21 protein-coding genes and 1 pseudogene are annotated in these 24,867 nt (G+C 65.2%); 17 read left to right on the top strand and 5 right to left on the bottom strand.

The features are described from left to right. Position 1: 1 nt before the first annotated feature. The 6 genes from JG743_RS25905 (at position 2) to JG743_RS25930 (ending at position 9,426) form a co-directional block, all read left to right on the top strand. Positions 2–1,186 (top strand): mandelate racemase/muconate lactonizing enzyme family protein, encoded by a 1,185-nt coding sequence (locus tag JG743_RS25905; RefSeq protein ID WP_202293960.1) that lies wholly within the window; start codon positions 2–4, stop codon positions 1,184–1,186. Positions 1,187–1,441: 255 nt separating this feature from the next. Further along, on the top strand, positions 1,442–3,106 hold the full coding sequence (locus JG743_RS25910) for an ABC transporter substrate-binding protein (protein WP_202293963.1): 1,665 nt from the start codon (positions 1,442–1,444) through the stop codon (positions 3,104–3,106). Between the two features lie 122 nt (positions 3,107–3,228). Beyond that, the gene (locus tag JG743_RS25915) at positions 3,229–5,571 is read left to right on the top strand and encodes a molybdopterin guanine dinucleotide-containing S/N-oxide reductase (protein ID WP_202293966.1); all 2,343 of its coding nucleotides are present in this window, start codon (positions 3,229–3,231) and stop codon (positions 5,569–5,571) included. A gap of 12 nt (positions 5,572–5,583) precedes the next feature. Further along, positions 5,584–6,537 carry an ABC transporter permease gene (locus JG743_RS25920; protein WP_274608547.1) on the top strand — a complete coding sequence of 318 codons (954 nt, stop codon included), beginning with the start codon at positions 5,584–5,586 and terminating at the stop codon, positions 6,535–6,537. Then, entirely contained in the window at positions 6,534–7,415 is an 882-nt protein-coding gene (locus JG743_RS25925) for an ABC transporter permease (protein ID WP_202293969.1), read from the top strand. The genes JG743_RS25920 and JG743_RS25925 overlap by 4 nt, the downstream gene beginning before the upstream one ends. Next, entirely contained in the window at positions 7,408–9,426 is a 2,019-nt protein-coding gene (locus tag JG743_RS25930; protein WP_202293972.1) for a dipeptide ABC transporter ATP-binding protein, read from the top strand. The genes JG743_RS25925 and JG743_RS25930 overlap by 8 nt, the downstream gene beginning before the upstream one ends. A 15-nt stretch (positions 9,427–9,441) precedes the next feature. Here the strand turns inward: JG743_RS25930 and JG743_RS25935 are convergent, their stop codons facing one another. Both JG743_RS25935 and JG743_RS34240 read right to left on the bottom strand, forming a co-directional pair. Next, entirely contained in the window at positions 9,442–10,338 is an 897-nt protein-coding gene (locus JG743_RS25935; protein ID WP_202293975.1) for a LysR family transcriptional regulator, read from the bottom strand. Between the two features lie 91 nt (positions 10,339–10,429). After that, entirely contained in the window at positions 10,430–10,570 is a 141-nt protein-coding gene (locus tag JG743_RS34240; RefSeq protein WP_244673246.1) for a hypothetical protein, read from the bottom strand. Here JG743_RS34240 and JG743_RS25940 point away from each other — a divergent pair. Both JG743_RS25940 and JG743_RS25945 read left to right on the top strand, forming a co-directional pair. After that, positions 10,505–12,108 (top strand): annotated as a pseudogene (locus tag JG743_RS25940) (ABC transporter substrate-binding protein). The gene JG743_RS34240 and the pseudogene JG743_RS25940 sit on opposite strands and share 66 nt — an antisense overlap. Before the next feature lie 2 nt (positions 12,109–12,110). After that, positions 12,111–13,001: a DUF427 domain-containing protein gene (locus JG743_RS25945; protein WP_202293978.1), complete on the top strand. Its 891-nt coding sequence runs from the start codon at positions 12,111–12,113 to the stop codon at positions 12,999–13,001. A 125-nt stretch (positions 13,002–13,126) separates the two neighbouring features. Here the strand turns inward: JG743_RS25945 and JG743_RS25950 are convergent, their stop codons facing one another. Further along, positions 13,127–13,351: a hypothetical protein gene (locus JG743_RS25950; RefSeq protein ID WP_202293981.1), complete on the bottom strand. Its 225-nt coding sequence runs from the start codon at positions 13,349–13,351 to the stop codon at positions 13,127–13,129. Between JG743_RS25950 and JG743_RS25955 the strand changes: the two genes are divergently transcribed. From JG743_RS25955 to JG743_RS25965, 3 genes are all read left to right on the top strand, one after another. Then, positions 13,350–14,672, top strand: a complete 1,323-nt coding sequence (locus JG743_RS25955; protein WP_202293984.1) for an NAD(P)H-dependent oxidoreductase — start codon at positions 13,350–13,352, stop codon at positions 14,670–14,672. The two genes, JG743_RS25950 and JG743_RS25955, sit on opposite strands and share 2 nt — an antisense overlap. Before the next feature lie 36 nt (positions 14,673–14,708). Continuing rightward, positions 14,709–16,193, top strand: coding sequence for a xylulokinase (locus tag JG743_RS25960; RefSeq protein ID WP_202293987.1), 1,485 nt, complete (start codon positions 14,709–14,711; stop codon positions 16,191–16,193). A gap of 66 nt (positions 16,194–16,259) precedes the next feature. Beyond that, entirely contained in the window at positions 16,260–16,844 is a 585-nt protein-coding gene (locus JG743_RS25965; protein ID WP_202293990.1) for a hypothetical protein, read from the top strand. Positions 16,845–16,908: 64 nt separating this feature from the next. On the opposite strand, the gene JG743_RS25970 is transcribed toward JG743_RS25965, so the two are convergent. After that, entirely contained in the window at positions 16,909–17,871 is a 963-nt protein-coding gene (locus JG743_RS25970; RefSeq protein ID WP_202293993.1) for a sugar-binding transcriptional regulator, read from the bottom strand. A gap of 299 nt (positions 17,872–18,170) precedes the next feature. Between JG743_RS25970 and JG743_RS25975 the strand changes: the two genes are divergently transcribed. The 5 genes from JG743_RS25975 to JG743_RS25995 all read left to right on the top strand — a co-directional run bounded on the left by JG743_RS25975 (position 18,171) and on the right by JG743_RS25995 (position 23,484). Beyond that, a complete protein-coding gene (locus JG743_RS25975; RefSeq protein ID WP_244672914.1) occupies positions 18,171–19,181 on the top strand; it encodes an ABC transporter permease in 1,011 nt (336 codons plus the stop codon). A gap of 134 nt (positions 19,182–19,315) precedes the next feature. Beyond that, positions 19,316–20,254: a sugar ABC transporter substrate-binding protein gene (locus JG743_RS25980; protein ID WP_202293996.1), complete on the top strand. Its 939-nt coding sequence runs from the start codon at positions 19,316–19,318 to the stop codon at positions 20,252–20,254. Positions 20,255–20,283: 29 nt separating this feature from the next. Continuing rightward, on the top strand, positions 20,284–21,792 hold the full coding sequence (locus JG743_RS25985) for a sugar ABC transporter ATP-binding protein (protein ID WP_202293999.1): 1,509 nt from the start codon (positions 20,284–20,286) through the stop codon (positions 21,790–21,792). 130 nt (positions 21,793–21,922) lie between these two features. Then, a complete protein-coding gene (locus tag JG743_RS25990) occupies positions 21,923–22,690 on the top strand; it encodes an SDR family oxidoreductase (protein WP_202294002.1) in 768 nt (255 codons plus the stop codon). 8 nt (positions 22,691–22,698) lie between these two features. After that, entirely contained in the window at positions 22,699–23,484 is a 786-nt protein-coding gene (locus JG743_RS25995; RefSeq protein WP_202294005.1) for an SDR family oxidoreductase, read from the top strand. 260 nt (positions 23,485–23,744) lie between these two features. On the opposite strand, the gene JG743_RS26000 is transcribed toward JG743_RS25995, so the two are convergent. Further along, positions 23,745–23,891, bottom strand: coding sequence for a hypothetical protein (locus tag JG743_RS26000; RefSeq protein WP_202294008.1), 147 nt, complete (start codon positions 23,889–23,891; stop codon positions 23,745–23,747). Between JG743_RS26000 and JG743_RS26005 the strand changes: the two genes are divergently transcribed. Beyond that, a complete protein-coding gene (locus tag JG743_RS26005) occupies positions 23,890–24,864 on the top strand; it encodes an ABC transporter substrate-binding protein (RefSeq protein WP_202294011.1) in 975 nt (324 codons plus the stop codon). The genes JG743_RS26000 and JG743_RS26005 overlap by 2 nt on opposite strands. The last annotated feature ends 3 nt before the right edge of the window (positions 24,865–24,867 follow it).

The raw sequence follows: 24,867 nt of genomic DNA on the forward strand, positions 1-24,867 counted from the left end.
GATGAAGATCCGCCGCATATCGGCGACGCCGATCAACCTGCGGCTGGAAGCGCCCTATCAATGGGTGTTCGGCGAGCTCGACGGCTTCTCTCCGACCATCGTCGAAGTCGAGACCGACGACGGGCTGGTCGGCCTCGGCGAGGCGCCGACGCCGGCGGCGGCCGCCGTCGTCAACGACGCCCTTGCGCCACGGCTCGCCGGCCGCGACGCCTTCGACATCGCCGGCGCCGAGCAAGCCTGCCTGCCGTTCTGGACCGGGGTGCAGTCGATCAACGACCGCACCCGCATCATGGCCTTCGGCGCCATCGAGATGGCGCTGTGGGACCTGCGCGGCAAGGCGTGGGGGCAGCCGCTCTACCAGCTGCTTGGCGGCGCGGTGCGCAAGGAGATCCCGTTCACCGACTATTTCTCGCTGCGCGGCGATGGCCCGAGCGTGAAGGGCGAGGCGACGCCGGAGGCGGTCGCCGACTATTGCGTCGAGCTGCATGAGCGGCACGGCACGACCTTCTTCGAAGGCAAGTTCTCGACCAGCGACCCCAGGATTTCTCTCAGGATGGTCGAGCTGATCCGCAAAAGGCTCGGCGACGAGGCGATGATCCGCATCGATTCCAACCAGGCCTATTCGCTGGCCACCGCCAGGCAGCTGGCACGGCCATTGGAAGAGCTCGGCGTGCGCAACTGGGAAGACCCGGTGGCGACGATCGAGGAGATGCGCGAGCTCAGGCGCCATTGCTCGACCCCGTTCTCGACCCACAACATCGACATCGCGCGCGCCATCGACCTCAAGGTCCCGGACGCCTTCGTCGGCAACCCGACGGCGCATGGCGGCATCGGCCGGCTGGTCCGTTTCGTCGGCGCCTGTGAGCATGCCGGCGTCGACTACTGGTGCTACAGTGGCGACAGCGGCATCGGCAGCGCCTGTTACCTGCATCTGTGCGCGGCGCTCGGCTGGATCCGCGAGCCGAACCAGTCGCTGTTTCGCATGTGGCCGATCGACGTGATCGAGGGCGGGCCGTTCTCGCCGCAGAACAATGTCGTGCGCGTGCCAGAGGGCCACGGCCTCGGCGTCACGCTGTCGCGCGAAAACCTCGCCGCCTGTCACCGCGACTTCGTCGAGAACGGGCCCTGCAACAAATACCACGACCCGCAAAAGCCCGGCACCTATCGGCGCCTGCCGTTGAACTAGGAGATCTTTGAGGGAAAGGAGACGACACATCGAACCAGAGGCGGCCGCGATTTCGGTCGGGACCGCAAGACCGAACGAAGCATGCATCAAGAAAATCTGACCCGTCCGCCGCAAGGACCGGATGGACCACGCAAAGCCGCATGCTACAGTCCGGTCGACCGATACAGTTGATGGCCGGGACAGGAGAACTCCACGGAATTTCGTCAACCGGAACGCATTCGACAACCACAAGAACTGGGGAAAGGGTTTAGACCCATGAGCAAGAATTATCGCCTTCTCGATCTCATCCGGCGCAATCGTTCGCCGCTCGAAAACCACCTCATCGACGGCCTGGTCGACGGCCGCGTCAGCCGCCGCGACTTCGTGCGCCACGGCAGCCTGCTTGGCCTGTCGCTGCCGCTGCTCGGCCGCATCGGCATGGCCGCCGGACTTGGCGGCATGCCTTCGCTCGCCCGCGCCGCGGGCGCGCCCGGCGCCACCATCCGTGTCGGCAGCAGCGTGCCGGCCGCCGCCATCGACCCGGTGACCATCGCCGACGCGGGCGGCCTTCTGGTGATGCAGCAGGTCGCCGAATTCCTCTGCATCGACGGGCCGGACCTGGTGCTGAAGCCGGCGCTCGCCGAAAGCTGGAAGCCGAATGCCGACGGCACGGTGTGGACCTTCACGTTGCGCAAGGGCGTGAAATTCCACTCAGGCGGCGAGATGAAGGCCGAGGACGTGGTGGCCAGCATCGACCGGCTCGCCGATCCCGCCAACTCGTCAAACGCGCTGTCGGTGTTCACCGGCATCCTGCAGAAGGGCGCGACCAAGAAGGTCGACGACTACACCGTCGAATTCCATCTCGACGCGCCGAACGGCAACTTCCCCTACATGGTGTCGTCGGACAACTACAACGCCGTCATCATCCCGGCGAGCTACAAGGGCGACTACGAAAAGAGCTTCGACGGCACCGGGCCGTTCAAGATCGAGAAGTACACGCCCAAGGTCGGCGCCTCCTTCGTGCGCAACGAAGACTACTGGGGCGAGAAGGCGCTGCCGGAACGCACTGAGTTCACTTTCTTCGCCGACATGCAGCCACAGATCCTGGCGCTGCAGGGCGGCCAGATCGACATCATCAACCAGATGCCGGTGCTGGCCGGTGTCGGGCTGCTCAGCGATCCGAATGTCGACATCATCAGCCTGAAGTCGGTGGCGCATCAGCAGTTGCATATGCGCTGCGATTCCGACCCGTTCAAGGATCCGCGCGTGCGTCGGGCGATCGCGCTCAGCATCGACCGCAAGAAGCTCGTCGCCGGCCTGATGAAGGGCCGCGCCCAGGAAGGCAACGACAGCCCGTTCGCCGCCGCCTATCCGTCGACCGACACCAGCGTGCCGCAGCGCGAGCAGGACATCGCGCAGGCCAAGCAGCTGATGGAAGCGGCCGGCGCCGGCAAGGGCTTCAAGGTGACGCTGACCACCGAGCGCTATCTCGAAATCCCGGAATACGCGCAGCTCATCCAGAACTGGGTCAAGGAAATCGGCATCGAACTCGAGCTCAACATCCTCGACCAGGGCGCCTATTACGGCGATGCGGTGTTCGGCAAGTCGAACTGGCTGGACTCGGTGATGGGCATCACCGACTACGGCCACCGCGGCGTGCCCAACGTCTATCTTGCCGCGCCGCTGAAGAGCGACGGCACCTGGAACGCCGCGCACTTCAAGAACAAGGACTACGACCAGCTGGCGACCAGCTATATCGCGGCGCTCGACGTCGAGGCACAGAAGGCCACCGCCGGTAAGATCCAGAAGCTGCTGCTTGAGGAAACGCCCGTCATCTTCGGCTATTTCTACGATTATCTGACGGCGACCGCGAAGGGCGTGACCGGCGTGCAGCCGACGGCCATGTCGCAGCTTTTCCTGGAGAAAGCGGCGAAGGCCTGACGGAGAAAGAGGTTCCGCGATTGCCAACCCCGTGGCAGGGGCTGGCAATCGGCGACCAGCCGTGACAGGGCGCCGGGCGCCTTGTCCGGCCATTGCCTGATGATCCAGCAATGACGCACCCCATGGAGTCCAGAACCCTGCTCACCACCTTGCATTGGGGGACATACGAGGTCAGCGCCGAGAACGGCAGGCTCGTCGGTGTCGAACCGTGGAGAGGCGATCCCGATCCGTCTCCGATCGGCCAGTCGATGCTCGGCACGGTGCACGGAAAGCTCCGCGTCGCCCGCCCCGCCATCAGGCGCAGCTGGTTGGAAGGAGACAGGTCCGGTCCCTCCGACAGGCGGAGCGACGAACCTTTCGTGGAAGTGCCCTGGGAGACCGCACTGGATATTGTGGCGGCCGAGCTGGGACGCGTCCGCTCGGCGCATGGGAACAGCGCGATCTATGCGGGGTCGTACGGATGGGCGAGCGCCGGGCGGTTCCATCATGCGCAAAGCCAGGTCCACCGCTTCCTGAACACGATCGGCGGCTATACGGGCTCGGTGCTCAGCTATTCTTATGGCGCGGGCGAAATCGTCCTGCCGCATGTGCTTGGCAGCACCGACGCCCTGACGGGCAATCATTCCACCTGGGACGGGATCGAACAGCATAGCAAGCTGATCGTTGCCTTTGGCGGGCTGCCTTGGCGCAACACGCAGATACAGGGCGGCGGCTCGGCGAGGCACGAAGCGGCGGCGGCCCTATGCAACGCCGTCGGCAACGGCGCCCGGCTCATCAATGTCTCACCCGTGCGCGACGACGCGCCGCGCGGCGTCGAGACCGAATGGCTGCCGCTGCGGCCGAACAGCGACACTGCCGTCATGCTGGCTCTGTGCCACGTCCTCATCAGCCAGCGCCTGCATGACGAGACGTTCCTGGCGCGGTACTGCACCGGCTTCGAGATCGTGCGGGCCTACGTCATGGGCGAGACCGACGGCCAGCCGAAGAATCCCGCATGGGCGGCCGCGCTCAGCGACGTGGCCGAGGATAGGATCGTCGCACTGGCTCGGGACATGGCCGCCAAGCGCACGATGCTGATGGTCAGTTGGTCGCTGCAGCGCGCCGACCATGGCGAGCAGCCCTACTGGGCGGCGATCACGCTCGCCGCGCTGCTCGGCCAGGTCGGATTGCCGGGTGGCGGATTTGGTTTCGGCTATTCCTCGACGAACGGCGCCGGACGGCCGGAGATGGGATTTCGCTGGCCTTCGCTGTCGCAGGGCCGAAACCCGGTAACAGATTTCATCCCGGTGGCGCGCGTGGCCGACATGCTGCTCGATCCCGGCGGATCGTTCGACTTCAACGGCGCCAGCTTGAACTATCCCGATGTCAGGCTCGTCTATTGGGCCGGCGGCAATCCGTTCCACCACCATCAGGACCTGAACCGGCTCGTCGAGGCATGGCAGCGGCCAGAGACGATCATCGTCCATGAGCCATTCTGGACGGCGACGGCGCGCCATGCCGACATCGTGCTGCCAGTCACCACGCCGCTTGAGAGGAACGATCTCGCCTTTTCGAACCGCGAAAACCTTGTGGTCGCCATGAAGCAGGCCATAGACCCGGTCGGCGAGGCACGCGACGACTATCGGATCTTCGCCGGCCTGGCGGCGCGGCTCGGCGTGCGCGAAGCCTTCACCGAGGGGCGCGACGCCGAAGCGTGGATCCGCCTGCTCTACGACCAGGCCCGGGAAAATGCGCACGCCGGCGGTGTCGACATGCCGCCGTTCGAGCGGTTCTGGCATGACGGCCACGCTGAGCTCATCCGCCGGATCACTTCGCAGACCTTCCTGGGACCATTCCGCTCTGACCCCGAGCGGCACCGGCTAGCGACCCCGTCGGGGCGCATCGAACTCTATTCCTCGACGATCGACGGCTTCGGCTATGACGATTGCCCCGGCCACGCGGTGTGGCGGGAGCCACGGGAATGGCTGGGCAGCAGCCTTGCCGGGCGGTTTCCCCTGCACCTTTTATCGCCGCAGCCGGCCGACAAGCTGCACAGCCAGTACGATCACGGCTCGGTCAGCCGCGCCGGCAAGGTGTCAGACCGCGCACCATTGTGGATGAATCCGGCGGATGCTGCGGCGCGCGGCATCCTGGACGGAACGGTCGTCCGCGTCTTCAACGATCGCGGGTCGTGCCTGGCGGGCGCCGTGTTGACGGACGGCCTGATCCCAGGCGTCGTCCAGTTGCCCACCGGCGCATGGTTCGACCCGTCCGACCCGGGACAGGCGCACAGCCTGGAAAAGCACGGCAACCCAAATGTCCTGACGCCGGACCGGGGCACGTCCCGTCTCGCGCAATCGCCGACCTGCAATTCGACGCTGGTGCAGGTGTCGCGATTTACGGGAGCCGTTCCGCCGGTGACAGCATTCGATCCGCCTGCCACAGTGACCGTGTCCGGCTTGCCCGGGCTAAAGCATCTTTCATAAGGAGTCCCGGTTATTCTCTCCTTCCTCGTCCGGCGCCTGGCCCTCTCGCTTGTCACGCTGTTCCTGCTCAGCGTCATGGTGTTCCTGGGTGGCCAAGTGCTGCCCGGCAATGTCGGGCGCGCCATATTGGGGCCGTTCGCCGACCAGCGCGCCGTCGACGCGCTCAACCACACGCTCGGCGTCGACCGACCGCTGCTCGTGCAGTACGGAACCTGGATCTGGAACTTCCTCCAGGGCGACATGGGCACGTCCTACATTTTTCGCGCGCCCGTCGCCCCGTTCGTTCTCGACGCGCTCGGCAATTCGATGAAGCTGGCGCTGGTCGCCTTCGTGCTGGTGGTGCCGATCGGCATCCTCGGCGGCGTCATCGCAGCGCTCAACCTCAACCGGCCACTCGACCGCATCATCAGCCTCGGCGGCCTGTCGGTGACGGTGCTGCCCGAATTCGTCACCGGCATCATCCTCATCCTGATCTTCGGGGTCTGGCTGCGCTGGCTGCCGATCGCCGCCGCCTGGCCGAAGGGCGCCGGCTTCTTCACCCAGCTCTATTATCTGATCCTGCCCTCGCTGCCGCTGTTCCTGGTGCTGTTCGGCTATATCGCGCGCATGGCGCGCTCCGGCATGATCGAGGCGCTCGATTCCGACTACACGCGAACCGCCGTGCTCAAGGGCCTGCCCTGGCGCACGGTGATCTGGCGGCACGTGCTGCGCAACGCGCTGCTTCCCACCATCACCGTGATCGCCACGCAGACCGGCTATCTCATCGGCGGCCTTGTCGTCATCGAGACGTTGTTCCGCTACCAGGGCATCGGCTCACTGATCTTCACCGCCGCGCGCGGCAAGGATTTCCCGATGCTGGAAGCCGGCATCCTCACCATCGGCATCGTCTACGCGGTGGCCACGCTTGCCGCCGATTTCCTCTATTCCGTGCTCAATCCGCGGATCCGGCTGGGGGCAGAGCAATGAGCGCAACCGACACTCCCGCAGGCATTCCCGCGCCGGACGCCACGCGGCGCAGTCCGTGGAGCGAGGCGCTGCATTCGCTGCTCAGATCAGGCACCTTCATGACCGGGCTTGCCATCGTCTCGTTCTGGATCATCTGCGCGCTGTTCGGCGAGCACTTCGTTCCGTTCGATCCGCTCGCCGACGACATCATCAACGCGCTCGCTCCGCCTTCGGCCGAGCACTGGTTCGGCACCGACCAGATCGGCCGCGACGTCTTTTCGCGCGTCATCGTCGGCTCGCGCGACATCCTCACGGTGGCGCCGCTGGCGACGATCCTGGCGACCATCGCCGGCACCGCGCTCGGCCTGTTCGTCGGCTATTTCCGCGGCCTCGCCGACGATATCGTCAGCCGCATCCTCGAAGCGTTCATGGCGATCCCGGTGGTCATCGTCGCGCTACTCGCCATTGTCGCGCTCGGCACGTCGAAGGCGACCGTCATCGTCGTCATCGGCTTGAGCTTCGCGCCTATCATCGCCCGCACGGTGCGCTCGGCGGTGCTGGCCGAGCGCGAACTCGACTATGTCGCGGCGGCGCAGCTGCGCCATGAGGGCGCATTGCACACGATGTTCGTCGAGATCCTGCCCAACGTCATCCCGCCGATTCTGGTCGAGACGACGGTGCGGCTGGGCTACGCCATCTTCGCCGTCGCGACGCTTTCGTTCATGGGCTTCGGCATCCAGCCGCCATCCCCCGATTGGGGCCTCTCGATCTCCAGCAATTACGGCATGATCGGCGGCGGCTTCTGGTGGACGGTGCTGTTCGACGCGCTTGCCATCGCTTCGCTGGTGATCGGCGTCAACCTGGTGGCGGACGGTGTCCACGGAGCGTTCAATGACTGAGAAGAACGCGCTCGAGCTCAACGACCTTTCGGTCGCCTATCGCGTGGCCGGCCGCAACCGGGCGGTGTTGCGCAATGTCAGCCTCAGCATCGGCCAGGGCGAGGCCTACGGGCTGGTCGGCGAGTCCGGCTGCGGCAAATCCACGGTCGCACTGTCTGTGGTGCGCTACCTGCCACGCAACGGCTCGATCACCGGCGGCTCGATTTCGCTCGACGGCCAGGACGTGATGAAGCTCGACGCCGAGGCGCTGCGGCGGGCGCGGGCCGAGAGCGTGTCGATGGTCTACCAGGACCCCGGCAAGGCGCTGAACCCGTCGCTGCGTATCGGCCGGCAGCTGACCGAGATCTTCGAGCTTGCCGGCGTCACGGGACAGGCGGCCGCCGACAAGGCGATCGCCATGCTCAATCGTGTGCGCATCTCCGATCCGGCCAGCGTCATGCAGCGCTATCCGCACCAGCTCTCCGGCGGCATGCAGCAGCGCGTGGCGATCGCCATGGCGCTCGCCAATGACCCGTCGATGCTGATCCTCGACGAGCCGACGACCGGTCTCGACGCGACGGTGGAAGCCGAAGTGCTCGACCTGATCGGGCAATTGCGGCGAGAGCTGTCGGCCTCGATCCTGTTCATCAGCCACAACCTCGCCGTCGTCTCCAACATGTGCGACCGCGTCGGCGTGCTCTATGCCGGCATGCTGGTCGAGGAAGGCTCGACCAAGGACGTCTTCAACGATCCGCGCCATCCCTACACGGTGGCGCTGCTGCGCTGCCTGCCGCGCGGCGGCCAGCGCAAGGACCAGGGTCGCCTCGACACCATCCCCGGCTTCCTGCCCGGCATCGGCGCCAACATCACCGGCTGCGCTTTCGCCGACCGCTGCGCGCTTGCGACCGAGCGCTGCCGCACCGAGCCGCCGCCGCTCTATGATCTGGGCGACCGGCTGTCGCGCTGCCATTACCATGACAAGGCGCAGTCGCTGCCGCGCGCGACACCAGCCGATGTGGCGGCCGCCGCGCCGAAGGCCGCAGAACCCGTGCTGCGTGTCGAGGGGCTCAACAAGACCTATGCCAGCCACGGCCTGCCGCTGAGGGCGGTGAAGGATGTCTCGGTCAGCCTGACGCCCGGCGAGACGCTTGGCCTGGTCGGCGAGTCCGGCAGCGGCAAGACGACCTTCGCACGGCTCCTCCTCGGCCTGGTGCCGCCGGACGAGGGCGGCAGCATCCAGCTCGAGGGCAAGCAACTGGCGCCGCGGCTCGCCAGCCGTACGGAAGACCAGGTCAAGGCGGTGCAGATCGTCTTCCAGAATCCGGACTCGGCGCTCAACCGCTCGCATTCGATCCGCCACATCCTCGGCCGGGCTTTGAAGCGGCTGGGCGGGTTCACCGGTAAGGCGCTGGACACACGCCTCGAGGAGCTCGTCCGTTCGGTCCGCCTCACCGACCGCCATCTCGCGGTGAAGCCGCGCCAGCTCTCGGGCGGGCTGAAGCAGCGCGTCGCCATCGCGCGCGCCTTCGCGGGTGATCCGCGCATCGTCGTCTGCGACGAGCCGACCTCGGCACTCGACGTCTCGGTGCAGGCGGCGATCCTCAACCTTTTGGCCGACCTGCAGTCGAAGCAGGATGTCAGCTACATCTTCATCTCGCATGACCTCGGCGTGGTGCGCTATCTCTCCGACAAGATCGCCGTGCTCTATCTCGGCCGCATCATGGAGTTCGGACCTTCCGAAGCGGTCTTTTCCGGCCCGCATCATCCCTACACCGAGGCGCTGCTCTCCGCCGTGCCCAAGCTCGACCGGACGGAGAGCTCGCGCATCCGTCTCGACGGCGAAATCCCGAGCGCCGCCAACCCGCCGAGGGGCTGCGTGTTCCACACGCGCTGCCCGCGCAAGATCGGCGCGATCTGCGAAACGCAAGAGCCCGAGTTGGCCGAGGCGGAACCCGGCCACACGATCCGCTGCCATATTCCTTTTTCGGAATTGGCAAGGCTGCAAAGGCCCAAGGCCGTGGAGCCGGCGTGACCACCGATCCGGTGCTCAGTCCGCCATGCTGAAGGCGCGGTCGCCTTCGGCAAAACCCTGAACGTCGGACCAGTCCCTGGCCAGCGTTCGCAGGCCGGTCAGCGCGACATCCAGAACATCCGATGAAGCGGGATTGCTCGGATAGGCGAGATAGATCGGCCGCTGGAACACCGGTGCGCCGTCGATGCGTTTCAGCTCGCCGCGCTCGATATGGACGCTCACTGCGCTCAGCGGCAGATACGCGGCCGCCTTCTGCGACAGCACGTGCTGCAGCCCGATGAACACCAGCCCGGCCGAGATCGCCGGCTTCACCATGCCGGCGAAGGCGCGGTCGTGCTCGATGCGGAACTCCAGCCCCCAGTCCATGAGGATATAGTTGTCCGTCCATGGCCCCGCCTGCCCCGCGTGCTGGACAAGGACCACCTGGTCGACGGCCAGAGTCTCGTAGACGATGCCGGGATGCGGCCTCGGCAGATAGAGGATGCAGATGTCGAGCAGGCCGTCGGCCATCTGGTCGATCGCAAGGTCCGGAAAACTGCCCTCGAGCCGCAGCGCCACGTTCGGCCGCCTTTCCCGCATCCAGGCGATCCAGGGCGAGGTGATGCGGTCCCACAGATAGGCGGGCGCGGTCAGCCTCAGCAGCGTCTCGTAGCCATCGGGAACCGCGATGTCCTGCCTCGACTGCTCCCAGGTGCGGGTGATCGTCGAGGCATGCGGCAGGAATTGCCGGCCGGCCGGCGTCAGCGTGACGCCGTCGCTGTCGCGGACGAAGAGCTTGCGCCCCAGTTGCTCCTCGAGGCCCCTGATCCGGGCGCTGACGGTCGATTGGGCAAGGTTCAGCCGATGGGCCGCAACGGTGAAGCTGCCATGCGTCGCGACCTCGAGGAAGCTGCGCAGGTTCTCGGTATCCATGGCTTGCCCTCCGCATCGAAATCTTCGATGACCCCCATCAAAAATTATCGCTTTTCCGTGGTGATCAATAGTGAACTAGATGGCCGAGCCCTCACGATAAGCAAGGAATGCCGCCATGCCAAAGCATTTCAGGATGATTGATATCGCCCGCAGGACTCTCACCGCAATCGAAAATTCCGCTATCGACGAATTGCTCGCCGGCAGGATCGGCCGACGCGAATTCCTCAGGCATGGCAGCGTGCTCGGCCTGTCGCTGCCCTTCCTCGGCGGCATCGCCTCGGCGGTCGGTCTTGGCGCCCCGGAAGCCGGGCCGAAGGCAAGCCCGGCGGCACGGTGCGCGCCGGCGTGGCGACGCCGGGCGGCGCCATCGATCCCGTCACCTATTACGACAGCGGCAGCTATCAGCTGGTCTTCCAGACCGCCGAATTCCTCTGCGTGACGCAGCCTGACCTGACGCTGAAGCCGGTGCTGGCGGAAAGCTGGTCACCCAACGCGGACGGAAGTGTCTGGACCTTCAAGCTGCGCAAGGGCGTCAAGTTCCACAATGGCGAAGACTTCAAGGCCGACGACGTGGTGGCGACGTTCGATCGCCTCGCCGATCCGAGCGGCGCTTCCAACGCGCTGTCGGTGTTCAAGGGCCTGCTGTCGAAAGGCGGCACCCGCAAGGTCGACGACCACACCGTCGAATTCCATCTCGACGCGCCGAACGGCAGCTTCCCCTATTCGGTCTCGATCGACAACTACAACGCCGTCATCCTGCCGGCGAGCTACAAGGGCGATTACGAAAAGACCTTCGAGGGCACCGGCCCGTTCCGGTTGGAGAGCTATACGCCGAAGGTCGGCGCCAGTTTCGTGCGCAACCCCGACTATTGGGGCGAGAAGGCGCTGCCCGACCGGCTGGAGTTCAAGTTCTATGGCGACGTGCAGCCGCGCATCCTGGCGCTGCAGGCGGGCGAGGTCGACCTTCTCGACGCAGTCCCGCTCGACGTCAGCCAGGTGGTGCTGAACAGCCCGGACATCACGGTGCTGCGCGTCGCCTCGACCGCGCACCGCCAGTTGCACATGCGCTGCGACACCGGCCCCTTCACCGACAAGCGCGTGCGCCAGGCGCTCGCTCTGTGCATCGACCGCTCCAAGCTGGTCGACGGGCTCTGCCGCGGCATGGCGGCGACCGGCAATGACAGCCCGTTCGCGCCGGCCTTCCCGGCCACCGACAAGTCGGTGCCGCAGCGCTCGCAGGACATCGCCAAGGCAAAGCAGTTGATGGAAGCGGCCGGCCTTGCCGGCGGCTTCGACATCACGCTGACGACGCTGCGCTATTCCGACATTCCGGGCTACGCGCAGCTGTTCCAGAACTTCGCCAAGGAGATCGGCGCCCGCCTCTCGCTCAACATCGAGGACCAGGACAAATATTACGGCAAGGCGGTGTTCGGCCAGTCGGACTGGCTGGACAGCCCGCTCGGCATCACCGACTACGCGCATCGCAGCGTGCCGAACGTGTTCCTGAACAGTCCGCTGGTCAGCGACGGACCTTGGAACGCGGCGCATTTCAAGAACACGACCTATGACGGGCTCGTCGCCGGCTATCTCAAGGCGCTGGATCTCGACGGGCAGCGCAAGGCCGCCTCCGACATCCAGAAACTGCTGCTCGACGAGACGCCGATCATCTTCAGCTATTTCCCCGACCAGCTGGTACCGGTGCGCAAGAATGTCAGCGGCCTGCCGCCGATCGCCGCCGGGCTGCTGCTCGATCGTGTATCGATAGGTTGACCATGCTCGCGCGCAAGAGCCTGGCCGCAAAAGACGAGAAGAGGACGACCACCATTCGCAAGCCTCACCTGCGCGGCCGCGGGCCGCATTTCCCCTTGCTCGACAATATCGTTCAGTACGAGTTCGAGCCGGGCTATGTCGCCTTCACCATGCCCTCGCCGAAGCGACTGCGCGTGCAGGTCGGCTCGATGACCGTTGCCGACACCACCAGGGCGCTGGTGTTCTACGAGAGCGACCACCTGCCGGTGTACTACTTCCCGCTGAGCGACGTGCCCGAGGAGTTTTTGCTTCCGAGCAAGACGACGACGGAGGACCCGTTCAAGGGTGTCGCCACGCACTATTCCCTGAACACCGGCATCACGCTGGTCGAGGACGCTGCCTGGCGCTACCGCGATCCGGTCAAGGGTTGCCCGCCGATAGCGGACTACATGTCCTTCTATTGGCCGAAGATGACGCACTGGTATGAGGAGGATGAGGAGATCTTCGTCCATGCCCGCGACCCGTTCCGCAGGGTCGACTGCCTGCCCTCGTCGCGGCGCCTGCAGGTGATTCTCGACGGCGAGCAGGTCGCCGATTCACGGCGCGGCGTTTTCCTGTTCGAGACCGGCCATCCGGTGCGCCACTACCTGCCGATCTCCGACACCAGGCTCGATATGTTTGCGCCCAGCCGCTACATCTCGCGCTGTCCCTACAAGGGCATCTCCAACTACTATCATGTAACGACCAGCACCAAGCGGCACGAGAACCTCGTCTGGTACTATCCCGAGCCGGTGCATGAGGCAGAACGCATCAAGGGGCTGGTCTGCTTCCATCACGAGCTGGTCGACAAGATCCTCGTCGACGGGGTGGAATTTCCGAAAGAGGCGACCGCGGCGTCCGACGGGTATTTCTGAGCGGTTCTCTCATCCCGAAGCAAAGCAGCGAAGCAGACAGCAGAGGTCTCGTTCCTTCGCGCCCCCCTCTGTCCTGCCGGACATCTCCCCTACTTGGTGGGAGATTGGCAGTTTCGACGCCCCACTCATTCCTGCAACGTTGAAAGCTGGCGAAGGCAGTGGCGACTGTCGATCTCCCCCTTGTGGGGGAGATGTCCGGCAGGACAGAGGGGGCGCTGTCCCGCCGACATCGACTTGATTCCTCCGGGCAGCGCCGAAAAGCCGGTTGAAATATTTTTCAAATAGAAATAGGAATGTTCAAAATGATTATCCCGGCGCAGCGGCGCGCCAAGGACCGGAGGAAGCGACATGTCCCATCCGCAATTCGCAGCGGAGCTCCTGCAGCGCGCTGAAAAGCACGGGCCGATCACCATCGGCCTGGCCGGCGCCGGGCAGATGGGCACCGACATCGTCGTCCAGGTAGCACTTATGCCGGGCATGCGCATCGGCGCCATTTCCGAGGTCCGGCCGCAGGTGGCGATCGACGCCGCCCTGCTGGCCGGCCACGACCGTTCCGACATCGTCCAGGCGCCCAATGCCGCAGCCATCGATCGCGCCATCGAGGCCGGCAAGATCGCCGTCACCGAGGATCTGCACGCGCTTGCCGCCGCCGGCCGTATCGACGTTATCATCGACGCCACGGGCAATCCCAACATCGGCACGCTGTTTGCGCTGGAAGTGATGAAGAACGGCAAGCACATCGTCATGCTCAATGTCGAGGCCGACATCACCATCGGCCGTTTCCTGAAAGAAGAAGCGCGTAAGGCCGGCGTCGTCTACACGGGTGCCGCCGGCGACGAGCCCGCCTGCACGTTGGAGATCATCGGCTTTGCCAAAAGCCTCGGCTTCACAATAGTTGCCGCCGGCAAGGGCAAGAACAATCCGCTGAAGATCGATGCGGTGCCGGCCGACTACGAGAAGGAGGCCCATGAGCGTAACATGAACGCGCGCATGCTGGTCGAGTTCATCGACGGCTCGAAGACGGCGATCGAGATGGTGGCGATCGCCAACGCCACCGGCCTGGTGCCCGACGTTCCTGGCATGCACGGCCCGACGGCGTCGCTTGAGGAGCTCGCCAGCGTGCTCTGCCCGCGCGAGGACGGCGGCGTGCTGCACCGCAAGGGCGTGGTCGACTATTCGATCGGCAAGGGCGTGGCGCCCGGCGTCTTCTGCATCATCGAGACCCGGCATCCGCGCGTGCTGGAGCGCATGGTCGACCTCAAGGTCGGCAAGGGCCCCTATTTCACGATCTTCCGCCCCTATCACCTGACCAGCCTGGAAGTGCCGCTCTCGGCGGCACGCGCTGTGGTCTACAAGCGCGCCGACATGGAGCCGCTCGACCATCCGGTGGCCGAGGCTGTTGCCGTGGCCAAGAGCAACCTTGGTGCCGGCCAGTCGCTCGGCATGATCGGCGAGAACGACTATCGCGGCTTCGCGATGACCTGGGAGGACGCGCGCGCCAAGGGCGCCCTGCCGCTCGGGCTTGCCGAACGCGCCAAGGTGGTGAAGCCGGTGAAGGCCGGCGATTTCCTCACCTATGAAAATTGTGTACCCGACGATTCGATGGTGATAACCCAGATCCGCCGCCGTCTCGACCAGTCGGACGGACGGTTCGTCACCAACGCCGCCTAAAGCGCGTCATGCATTAACCTTCCGGATCCCCGCCTGATGGACGATGTCGTAATCGGGATCGACGCCTCGACGACGGCCGTGAAGGCGATCGCTTTCGCGCGCGACGGCGCGGAACTGTTCCAGGCGCGAGAGACCTATCCGCTGTCCAATCCGGCGCCCGGCCATTTCGAGCAGGACGCCGAGCACTGGTGGGCCGCACTACTCGCCGCGCTGAAACAGGTCGCAGACAAGATCGACGCATCGCGCGTGAAGGCTATCTCCATAGCCCATCAGCGCGAGACCTTCACCCTGATCGACGCCGCCGGCAAGCCGCTCATCCCGGCGATCCTGTGGCTGGACGAGCGGGCGCGCCCGCAGGTCGCGAGGCTCTCGGCCGAGCTCGGCCGCGAGGCGATCCGCGACTGGAGCGGCAAGCCGCCGGATCCAACGCCGGCGCTCTATGCACTCGCCTGGCTGGCCGAACACAGGCCGCAGGCGCTTGGCCAGGCGGTCGCACTCGTCGACGTGCACGGCTTCTTCGTTCACCGGCTGACCGGACGGCTGGTCACCAGCACCGCGAGCGCCGATCCGCTCGGGCTGCTCGACATCGGGACCGGCGCCTGGCATCCCCGCCTGGTCGAGGCCGCCGGGCTGAGACCGGAACAATTGCCGGAGCTGGTAGCGCCCGGCGCCATCTGCGGTGGGCTTTCTGAAGGCATCGCATCGGCGACAGGCCTGAAGGCCGGCATACCGATCATCTCCGGCGCCGGGGATGGTCAGGCAATGGGGCTCGGCATGGGAGTGTACGGTGCCGGCAAGAGCTATCTCTCGCTCGGCTCGGGCGTCGTCAGCGGCAATTATTCCGGTGCGGTCGCGACATCGGACGCGTTCCGCACGCTGGTCTCGCCGACGGGCTCCGGCTTCATGCTGGAGACCGTGCTGCGCTCGGGCATGCAACTGGTCGACTGGATCGTGCGCACCACCGGCTCGCCATCGGCCGCTGTACTAGAGAAGGCGGCAATCGAGGTGGCGGCAGGCAGCGACGGACTGCTGGTCATGCCGTACTGGGCCGGCGTCATGAGTCCCTACTGGGACGGCGCGGCGCGTGGCGCCATTGTCGGACTGTCGCTCGACCATGAGCGGAAGCACCTCTTCCGTGCGGTACTCGAGGGCATCGCCTTCGAGCAAGCGATCGCGACGGATGCTATGGAAGAGCAGACCGGCAAGGCCGGCGCGATGATCGCGGCGGGCGGCGGCACCAATTCGACGCTGCTGATGCGGATCATGGCGAGCGTGCTGGAACGGCCGCTCTTGGTCTCGCCGGTCAACGAGGCGGCAGCGCTCGGTGCCGCCATACTGGCGGCCTCGGCAATCGGCTGGTTTGCTTCGCCGGAAGAGGCGGCCAAGGCAATGGCCGCTGCGCCGGCAAGGCAAGTTGATCCTGTCGAAGCTCTGGTACCAACCTATCGCTCGCGCAAAGCAATCTATCGCGACCTCTATCACGCGACGCGCGACATCCACGCGCGGCTGGGCGCGGCCTAAGATCGAGCGGCGGTTTTGCGTCCGGCCTCGCCGTGCTAGGTTGTGGAGCGCGGCGGACGATTGCTCATGACGACAGCATTGCATCTTGCGGCCTGGCTTGTCGCGCTGGCGACGGTGACGACGCCGGCGCTTGCCGATAACGCGCCGGCGTTCGAGCTCAGGCTCGATATCGACCGAGACGGCAAGATGGACCGCGCCGTGGTGCTGCAGGACAATACCGGTTCGGCCGACCTCAACATTTATCTGGCGATGGGCGAGGAAAATCCCGGTCCCTCGCGAAAACCCGACTTCGTCAGGAAAGCGCTGACCGAGGACCGGGTCGTCGATCTCGAAGCCAAGGGCAAGGGATCGCTGGCGATCACCTCCTGCTTCGGCTGCGGCGCCAGCAAATCGACCGAAGAGACGCTGACCGTCGTCTATCGCCACGGCCAATTCATGGTCGGCGGCTACAGCCGCAGCTGGGACTGGGGCAACCGGACGTCCGACGACACCGTCGAGACGCTGCTCGGCGACTGCGACATCAATTATCTCACCGGCAAGGGCACCGTCTCCAAGGACCTGGAAGCCAGCAGGCCGATCAAGGGAAAGTTCAAGCCCGTGCTGCTGAAAGACTGGTCTTACGAGAAGCGCCCCAAGGTCTGCGAGTTCTGATTGGCTGAATCTGTCTTTGCGTCATTTCGGACGGAAAACCGCTTCGCGCTTTTCCTGGATTTGCTCAGCGGTTGAGCAGGCCCTTTGCCGCGTCCTCGTCGGTGATCAGCACCGAGACCCTGGAGTTGGCCAATGCCGCGCGCATGACGGCCACCTTTTCCAGTCCTCCCGAGACCAGGATGATATTTGGAATGTCCGAAAGATCCTGCAGCGGATAGGCGCAGACGCGGCGGTTGACCTCATGATCGACCGGGCGGCCCTCCGCGTCGATGAAATAGCAGAGCACGTCGCCGACAGCGCCCGCCGCCTGCAATTCCTCGAGCTCGCTGGGCTTGATGAAGCCGTAATTGGCGATCGGGCTGGTGCCGGAGAACGCGCCGACGCTGAGCACGGCGATGTTGGCGCGCCGGGCGCGGAAGACGACGTCCTGCACGCTGCGCTGGCTCATGAAGGCATCGCGCTGCTCCGGCCTGTCGGCATAGACCGGCACGGGCAGCAGATAGCATTCGGCGCCGATCTTCTCGGCGAACTCCCAGGCGCTCTCGGTCGGGTTGAGCGGCTGCGCGTGGGTGAGGCCGCCAAGCATCGAGACCACGGTGGTCCTGGCAATCGGCCGCCGGGGCAGTTCGTTGATGGCGAATTTCAGCGTGCGGCCCCAGCCGAGCGCGATGACGTCGCCTGGATTGACGTTGTCGGCCAGATAGGCTGCCGCGGCATGGCCGATCATCAGCGGGGCGTTGCTCCTGTCCGCGGCCGACGGCACGACCACGGCCTGGCTCAAGCCAAAGCGCTGCTTCAGGCTCTCCTCGAGTTGCACGCATTCCACGACGCTGTCGCGGATGCGGAACTGGACTACGCCCTCCTCGCGGGCGGCGGAGAGGATGCGATGCACCTTGATGCGGCCGATGCCGAGGATCTCCGAGATGCGCTCCTGCGTCAGGCCCTCGACATAATAGTGCCAGGCGGCGCGGGCCTTGAGCTCGGCATCCGGAAAGCGCGAGGCCTTGTCGTTCTCGATCACCGCCATCCTTTGCCCTCCTGCCGCTGTCGCCAGTCCCGGTCGTCTTGCTCCACCCACGACCTGAACGGCACCGGCTTCGGACCAGAAATCCGATTCCGGTCTCGCATCATGCCTTGCCCTCCCTAGGGCAATCCGGCGGGTGGCGCAAACCGCCGCCGAACGGCGCGACGGCCCTTGACAATTTTCTGATGAACAGTTTAGCTGAACAAAATTGCATATCAAAGATAAATTGTTCACAAGGGAGGATGCCTGGTGAACAAGAGCGGACGGCGACGCATCGCCCGTCCGTCGACGGAGGAGACGAAGTGGCTGTGAGCAACGATGCAAGCGAGCTGAAGGCCGCGACGAGCGCGCAAGGCGCGACCGGCGCGAAGCTTTCGGCGCTGTTCGCCGGAACCATGGGGCCGCTGATCGGGCTGGCGCTGCTGTGCCTGGCGCTGACGCTGACCACCGACACCTTCCTGACGGTACGAAACATTCTCAACGTGCTCGACCAGATCACCGTGCTCGGCATCATGGCGATCGGCATGACGCTGGTCATCCTGATCGGCGGAATCGATCTTTCGGTCGGCTCGGTGCTGGCGCTGGCCTCGATGGTGATGGGCTTCGTCGCCCACCCCGACTATCTCAATCTCGGCATGCCGGTCGGCGTTGCCGCCGCGCTCGTCGTCGCCGGCCTCTGCGGCCTCGTTTCGGGCCTGCTGGTGACGGTGACCAGGCTGCCACCCTTCATCGCGACGCTCGCCATGATGTCGGTGGCGCGCGGCCTTGCCAACATGATCACCGACGGCTCGCAGATCGTCGGCTTCCCCGACTGGTTCACCAACCTGTCGATCATCCGCCATTTCGGCTTCCTGTCGGTCACCGTCGGGCTGATGATCGTGCTGGCGATCGTCTTCGCCATCTTCCTCAACTACCGCGCCACCGGCCGCAGCCTCTATGCCATCGGCGGCAGCGCCGAGGTCGCGCGGCTGTCCGGCATTCCGGTGAAGTCGCTGACCAACTGGGTCTATGCGATCTGCGGCGTGCTGGCCGGGCTTGCCGGCATCGTGCTCGCCGCAAGGCTCGATTCCGTGCAGCCAAGCTCCGGCCTGGGTTACGAGCTCGACACGATCGCGGCCGTGGTGATCGGCGGCGCCAGCCTTTCAGGCGGCGTCGGCTCGATCGGCGGCACGGCGGTCGGCGTGCTGATCATCGGCGTGCTGCGCAACGGCCTCAACCTGCTCGGCGTCTCGCCCTTCATCCAGCAGGTGGTGATCGGCGTGGTGATCGCGCTTGCCGTCGCCACCGACACTTGGCGGCGCAGAGCGCAGTGAGGAGCCGGGCGCAATGAGAATTCGCCCGGACCTCCGGGCGATAGACGGATCGGTCGATCCGAGACTGGGAATGTTCGGCCAAGGGGCGCCGTGGTGCGCGGGCGGAACAGATTGAATATCAACGGAGGAAAACCATGCTGACCAAACGTTCACTCTTGCTTGCCGCCGCGGCCATCGTACCGCTGCTTGGCTTGTCCGACTTCGCTTCGGCCAAGGACGCCAAGAAGCTCGGACTGGCTGTCGCCAACCTGCAGGCCGACTTCTTCAACCAGATCAAGCAGTCGGTCGAAGCCTATGCCAAGGAGAAGGGCATCGAGGTGGTCACCGTCGACGCCAAGGGCGATTCGGCAACCCAGGTCAGCCAGGTGCAGGACCTGATCACGCAGAACATCGACGCGCTGATCTACATCCCGGCCGGCGCCACCGCCGCCACCGTGCCGACCAAGACGGCGAAGGCCGCCGGCATCCCGGTGGTCAATGTCGACCGCAACGCCGACGGCGCGCCGGGCGACACCTTCATCGCCACCAACAGTGTCGCCTCTGCCCAGGGCGTGTGCGACTACATCGCCAAGCAGGCCGGCGGCAAGGGCGAGATGATCATCATCCATGGCCAGAAGGGCACGACGCCGGAAGTCGACCGCTCGAAGGGCTGCGGCGAAGCGCTCAAGGCCTATCCCGACATCAAGGTGGTCGGCGAGCTGTGGAGCGAAGGCTGGCACCAGGACGAAGGCTTCAAGCTGACGCAGGACCTGCTGCAGTCGCATCCCGACGTGTCGATCGTCTTCGGCCAGGCCGACGCGCTGGCGCTGGGCGCCGCGCAAGCGGTCAAGGTCGCCAATCCCGGCCACAAGGTCTGGGTTGCCGGCTTCGATGGCGACGTCGCGGCACTGAAGGCCTTGAAGGACGGCGTGTTCGACGTCACCGCCACCCAGCAGACGCAGGGCATGGGCCGGCTTTCGGTCGACGCGGCGATCAAGCTGGTGGCCGGCGAGAAGATCCCCGCCGAGCAGCTGCAGGAAGCGACGCTGACCACCAAGGACAATGTCGCGCAGTTCATCGCCAAGCATCCGTAAGGACTGACACCCCTCTAGAGAGAGCCACGATGTCCCCTGACCCTCGCCAAAGCGGGAGCCCGCATAACGGGCTCTTCGTCAACGGCCTCTGCAAAAGCTATGGACCGGTGCAGGTCCTGGCCGATGCGAGCTTCGAGGTGCGGCCGGGCGAGGTCGTGGCGCTGCTAGGCGAGAACGGCGCCGGCAAGTCGACCGTCTCCAACATCATCGCCGGCTCGACCAAGCTCGATGCCGGCACCATCATCTGGCGGGGGAAGCCCTACTCCCCCGCCAACCCCGCCGCGGCCATCGAGGCCGGTGTCGGCATGATCCATCAGGAATTGAAGCTGCTGCCGGACCTGTCGGTGGCGGAGAATGTCTATGTCGGGCGCCTGCCGATGCGCGGCGGCCGCATCGACCGGGCGACCATGAACGCCAAGGCCTCGGCGCAATTGAAGCGCCTCGGCCTCGACGTCTCACCGGAGCGCAAGGTGCGCACGCTGCGCGTCGCCGCCCAGCAACAGGTCGAGATCGCCAAGGCGCTGACGCTGAATGCCGAGCTGCTGATCCTCGACGAACCGACGGCCGCACTCGGCGGCGAGGAGACGGAACTGCTGTTCCAGCAGATCCGCAAGCTCAAGGCCGAAGGCATGTCCTTCATCTACATCAGCCATCGCCTCGACGAGATCGCGCAAATCGCTGACCGCGTGGTGGTGATGCGCGACGGCCGCATCGTCGCCCGGCACGAGCGCGCCGACATCCCGGTGCGCACCGTGGTCGAGCAGATGGTCGGGCGCAGCGTCGAGCGCATGTTCCCGAAGCTCTCGCCGCCGCGCGACGAGACGCTGCTCGAGGTCGAGAACTTGTCCTCGCCGGAAAAGAGCTTCAATGCCGTCAGCTTCTCGGTGAAGGCCGGCGAGATCCTCGGCATCGCCGGGTTGATCGGCGCCGGACGCACCGAGCTGGTGCGGGCGATCGCCGGCGCCGACCCGATCTCTTCCGGTGCAGTGCGGGTGGCCGGCCAGCCTGTTCATCTCAGCGGCCCAGCCGCGGCGATCAAGGCCGGCGTGGTGCTGGTACCTGAGGACCGCAAGGCGCAGGGCGTGGTGCTGGAACAGACGATCGGCGAGAACCTGGCATTCGGCAATTTCGACCATGTCGCGCCGAAGGGCTGGGTGTTTCCAAAGGCAGTGCAAAAGTTTGCCGAGGCCGGCATCTCCCGGCTCGGCGTCAAGGGAAGACCCAACCAGGCGGTCTCAAAACTTTCCGGCGGCAACCAGCAGAAGGTGATCATCGCCAAATGGGTGTCGCGGCCACCCAAGGTGTTCATCCTGGACGAGCCGACGCGCGGCATCGACGTTGGAGCCCGCGCGGCGATCTATGACGTCATCGCCGACCTCGCCCGCTCCGGCATGGCGGTGGTGGTGGTGAGCTCGGATCTCGAGGAGGTGCTGGGGCTCTCGCACCGTGTGCTGGTGCTGAGCCGCGGCCGCCAGCGCGGCATCCTCGAGCGCAGCGAAGCCAGCAATGTCGCGGTCATGGAGCTTGCGACGAGCTGAGGTCGACGAGAGGAACCCGGGAATCGAAACATTGCGCAGCAGGTGATACCCTCCCAGGCACCGGACCGCGCGGGGCGCCAACAAAGCGTTGGCGCCCCTTGATTTGGGGAGAGCCGGGAGGAGGGAAGCAATGACCAAACTATTCGATCTTCAGGGCGACGTGGCGCTGGTGACGGGCGCCGGCAGCGGCATCGGCCAGGCGATCGCCATCGGACTCGCGGAAGCCGGCGCCGACGTCGCCTGCTTCGGCCACAGCTCGAAGGGCGGGCTGGAAGAGACCGCGCAAAAGATATCGGAGCTCGGCCGCAAGGCGCTGGTGCTGACCGGCTCGGTGACCTCCGAAAGCGATCTTTCGGCGGCGATCGAGCGCCTGGAGAAAGAACTCGGCGCGCTCACCATTGCCGTCAACAATGCCGGCATCGCCGGCGCCGAACCTGCCGAGACGCTGCCGCTGGAGAAATGGCAGAAGATCTATGACGTCAATGTCAGCGGCGTGTTCCTGTCCTGCCAGGCAGAGGCGCGCGTCATGCTGCCGCGGCGCAAAGGCTCGATCATCAACATCGCCTCGATGTCGGGTTCGATCGTCAATCGCGGGCTGACGCAGGCGCACTACAATTCCTCGAAGGCCGCCGTCATCCACATGTCGAAGAGCCTCGCCATGGAGTGGGCCGACCGCGGGTTGCGCGTCAATGTGGTTAGCCCCGGCTATACGCTGACGCCGATGAACAAGCGGCCGGAAGTGGCCGAGCAGATAAAGATCTTCAAGCGCGACACGCCGATGGGTCGCATGGCAACGCCGGAAGAAATGGTCGGGCCGACCGTGTTCCTGGCGGCGCGCGCGTCGAGTTTCGTCACCGGCATCGACCTCATCGTCGATGGCGGCTTCGTCTGCTGGTAGGAGAAGAAATGCAGAAGCGTTTTGAGGAAAAGACGGCAGTCGTCACGGGCGCCAGCGGCGGCATCGGCGCGGCCATGGCAAAGCGCTTCGCAGCGGAAGGCGCCGCGGTGGTCGTCAGCGCCATCGACCCGCGCGTCGACGAAGTCGCCGCCAGCCTCAAGGCATCGGGCGCGAAGGTCGCCGCGATGCGGATGGACGTGACGAAGAAGGACGAGGTCGCGGCACTCTACGACCTCGCCGAAAAGGAATTCGGCCGCGTCGACATTTCCGTGCAAAACGCCGGCGTCATCACCATCGCGAAGATCGAGGCGATGACGGAAGCCGAATGGGACAAGGTGATGGCGGTGAACACCAAGGGCGTGTTCCTGTGCTGCCAGGAGGCGATCGGGCGCATGCGCAAACACGGCGAAGGCGGCCGGCTGATCAACACGGCGTCGGGCCAGGCACGGCAGGGTTTCATCTATACGCCGCACTACGCGGCCTCGAAGTTCGGCGTCGTCGGCATAACCCAGAGCCTCGCCAAGGAAGTGGCCAAGGAGAAGATCACCGTCAACGCCATCTGTCCGGGCATCATCGACACCGACATGTGGGCCTACAACGACAGCGCCTGGGGCAAGCTGCTCGGCGACTACAAGCCCGGCGAGCTGATGGCCGAATGGGTGAAGAACATCCCGATGGGCCGCGCCGGCAGCGGCGAGGACGTCTCCGGTCTGGTGAGTTTCCTCGCCAGCAACGACGCCGCCTACATCACCGGCCAGACGATCAATGTCGACGGCGGCCTGATCATGTCGTGAGGCCGTCAGATTGCGCCCTGCTCAGTGAGTTTGTGCGTTGCACGACATGAACCTTGGTATATATAATTTCATCCTATGAAACGGCTTCGGCGCGCCAATGGGCTCGCGAACCGATAATCGGGGTGATGAGCCATCGATGGCGTACATGTCTGAGAACGTCGCAACCGCGGCGATCGATCCGCAGGTGGCTGCTTCGGCAGTCACTCACCTGATCTCATGACCCGGCCCCGTCCCGCACAGCATCTTCGTCAGATTTGCCATCAACCTGTCGCGCCGATTTCATCGACGATTGCGATATGGCGCCGACGCGCTTGCGCAGCGACCGGCTTTTCCAACACAATCATAAAAAGACCAGAAGAAGGGAACGACCGATAATCTTCACCAGAGCTTGACAGGAGAACAAGCATGTCACTTCGGAGCATGATTTCGACAGTATCAATGGGAGCCCTGACGCTTGCCTTGGCAAGCGCACTGACACCGGCGGCGCAAGCGGCCGTGCCTGAATCCAGCGACCCGATCAAGATCGCGCTGTTCGACTGGACCAGCGTCAACCTCAACGCCAAGATCCTCGGCGGCATCCTCGAAAAGCTCGGCTACACGGTCGAATACCCGACCGCAGATTACCTCTCCAGCCTGACCACCGGCCTCACCAATGGCGACCTCGATGTCGGCTTGGAATACTGGGACACGACGGCCGGCGAAGCCATGAAGGCCTCCGACGCCACCGAGCAGACGGAACGGCTGGGCAAGCTCGGCCCCAAGGCCAAGGAGGAATGGTGGTTCCCGGAATACATGAAGGAAAAATGCCCCGGCCTGCCCAACTGGGAAGCTCTGAAGGACCCGAAATGCGCCGAGGCCTTCTCGACGGCCGAGACAACGCCGAAGGGCCGCTATCTCGGCGGTCCGGTGACCTGGGAAGGCTTTGACGACGAACGCGTCGAGGCGCTGAAACTGCCCTTCACCGTCATCCATGCCGGCACCGACGCGGCGATGTTCGCCGAGCTGGACTCCGCCTACCAGCGCAAGGCGCCGATCATGCTGTGGATCTATTCGCCGCACTGGGCGCCGGCCAAATACAAGGGCGAGTGGGTGCAATTCCCCGAATACACGCCGGAGTGCTACACCGACCCGAAGTGGGGCACCAACCCGGACGCCAAATATGACTGCGGCAAGCCACATGGCGAGATCTGGAAATATGCCTGGGGCGGCATGCAGGAGAAGTGGCCGGTCGCCTACAAGGTGGCCAAGGCCTATACGATCGACACCGACGAGCTCAACAAGATGAGCGGCGACATCGACCTCAACGGCAAGACGCCGGAAGAGGTCGCCGCCGCCTGGATCGCCGCCCACGAAGCCGACTGGAAAGCCTGGGCGCAGTGATCG

Source organism: Mesorhizobium sp. 131-2-1 (assembly GCF_016756535.1).
In the GTDB taxonomy this organism is placed as follows: Bacteria; Pseudomonadota; Alphaproteobacteria; order Rhizobiales; family Rhizobiaceae; genus Mesorhizobium.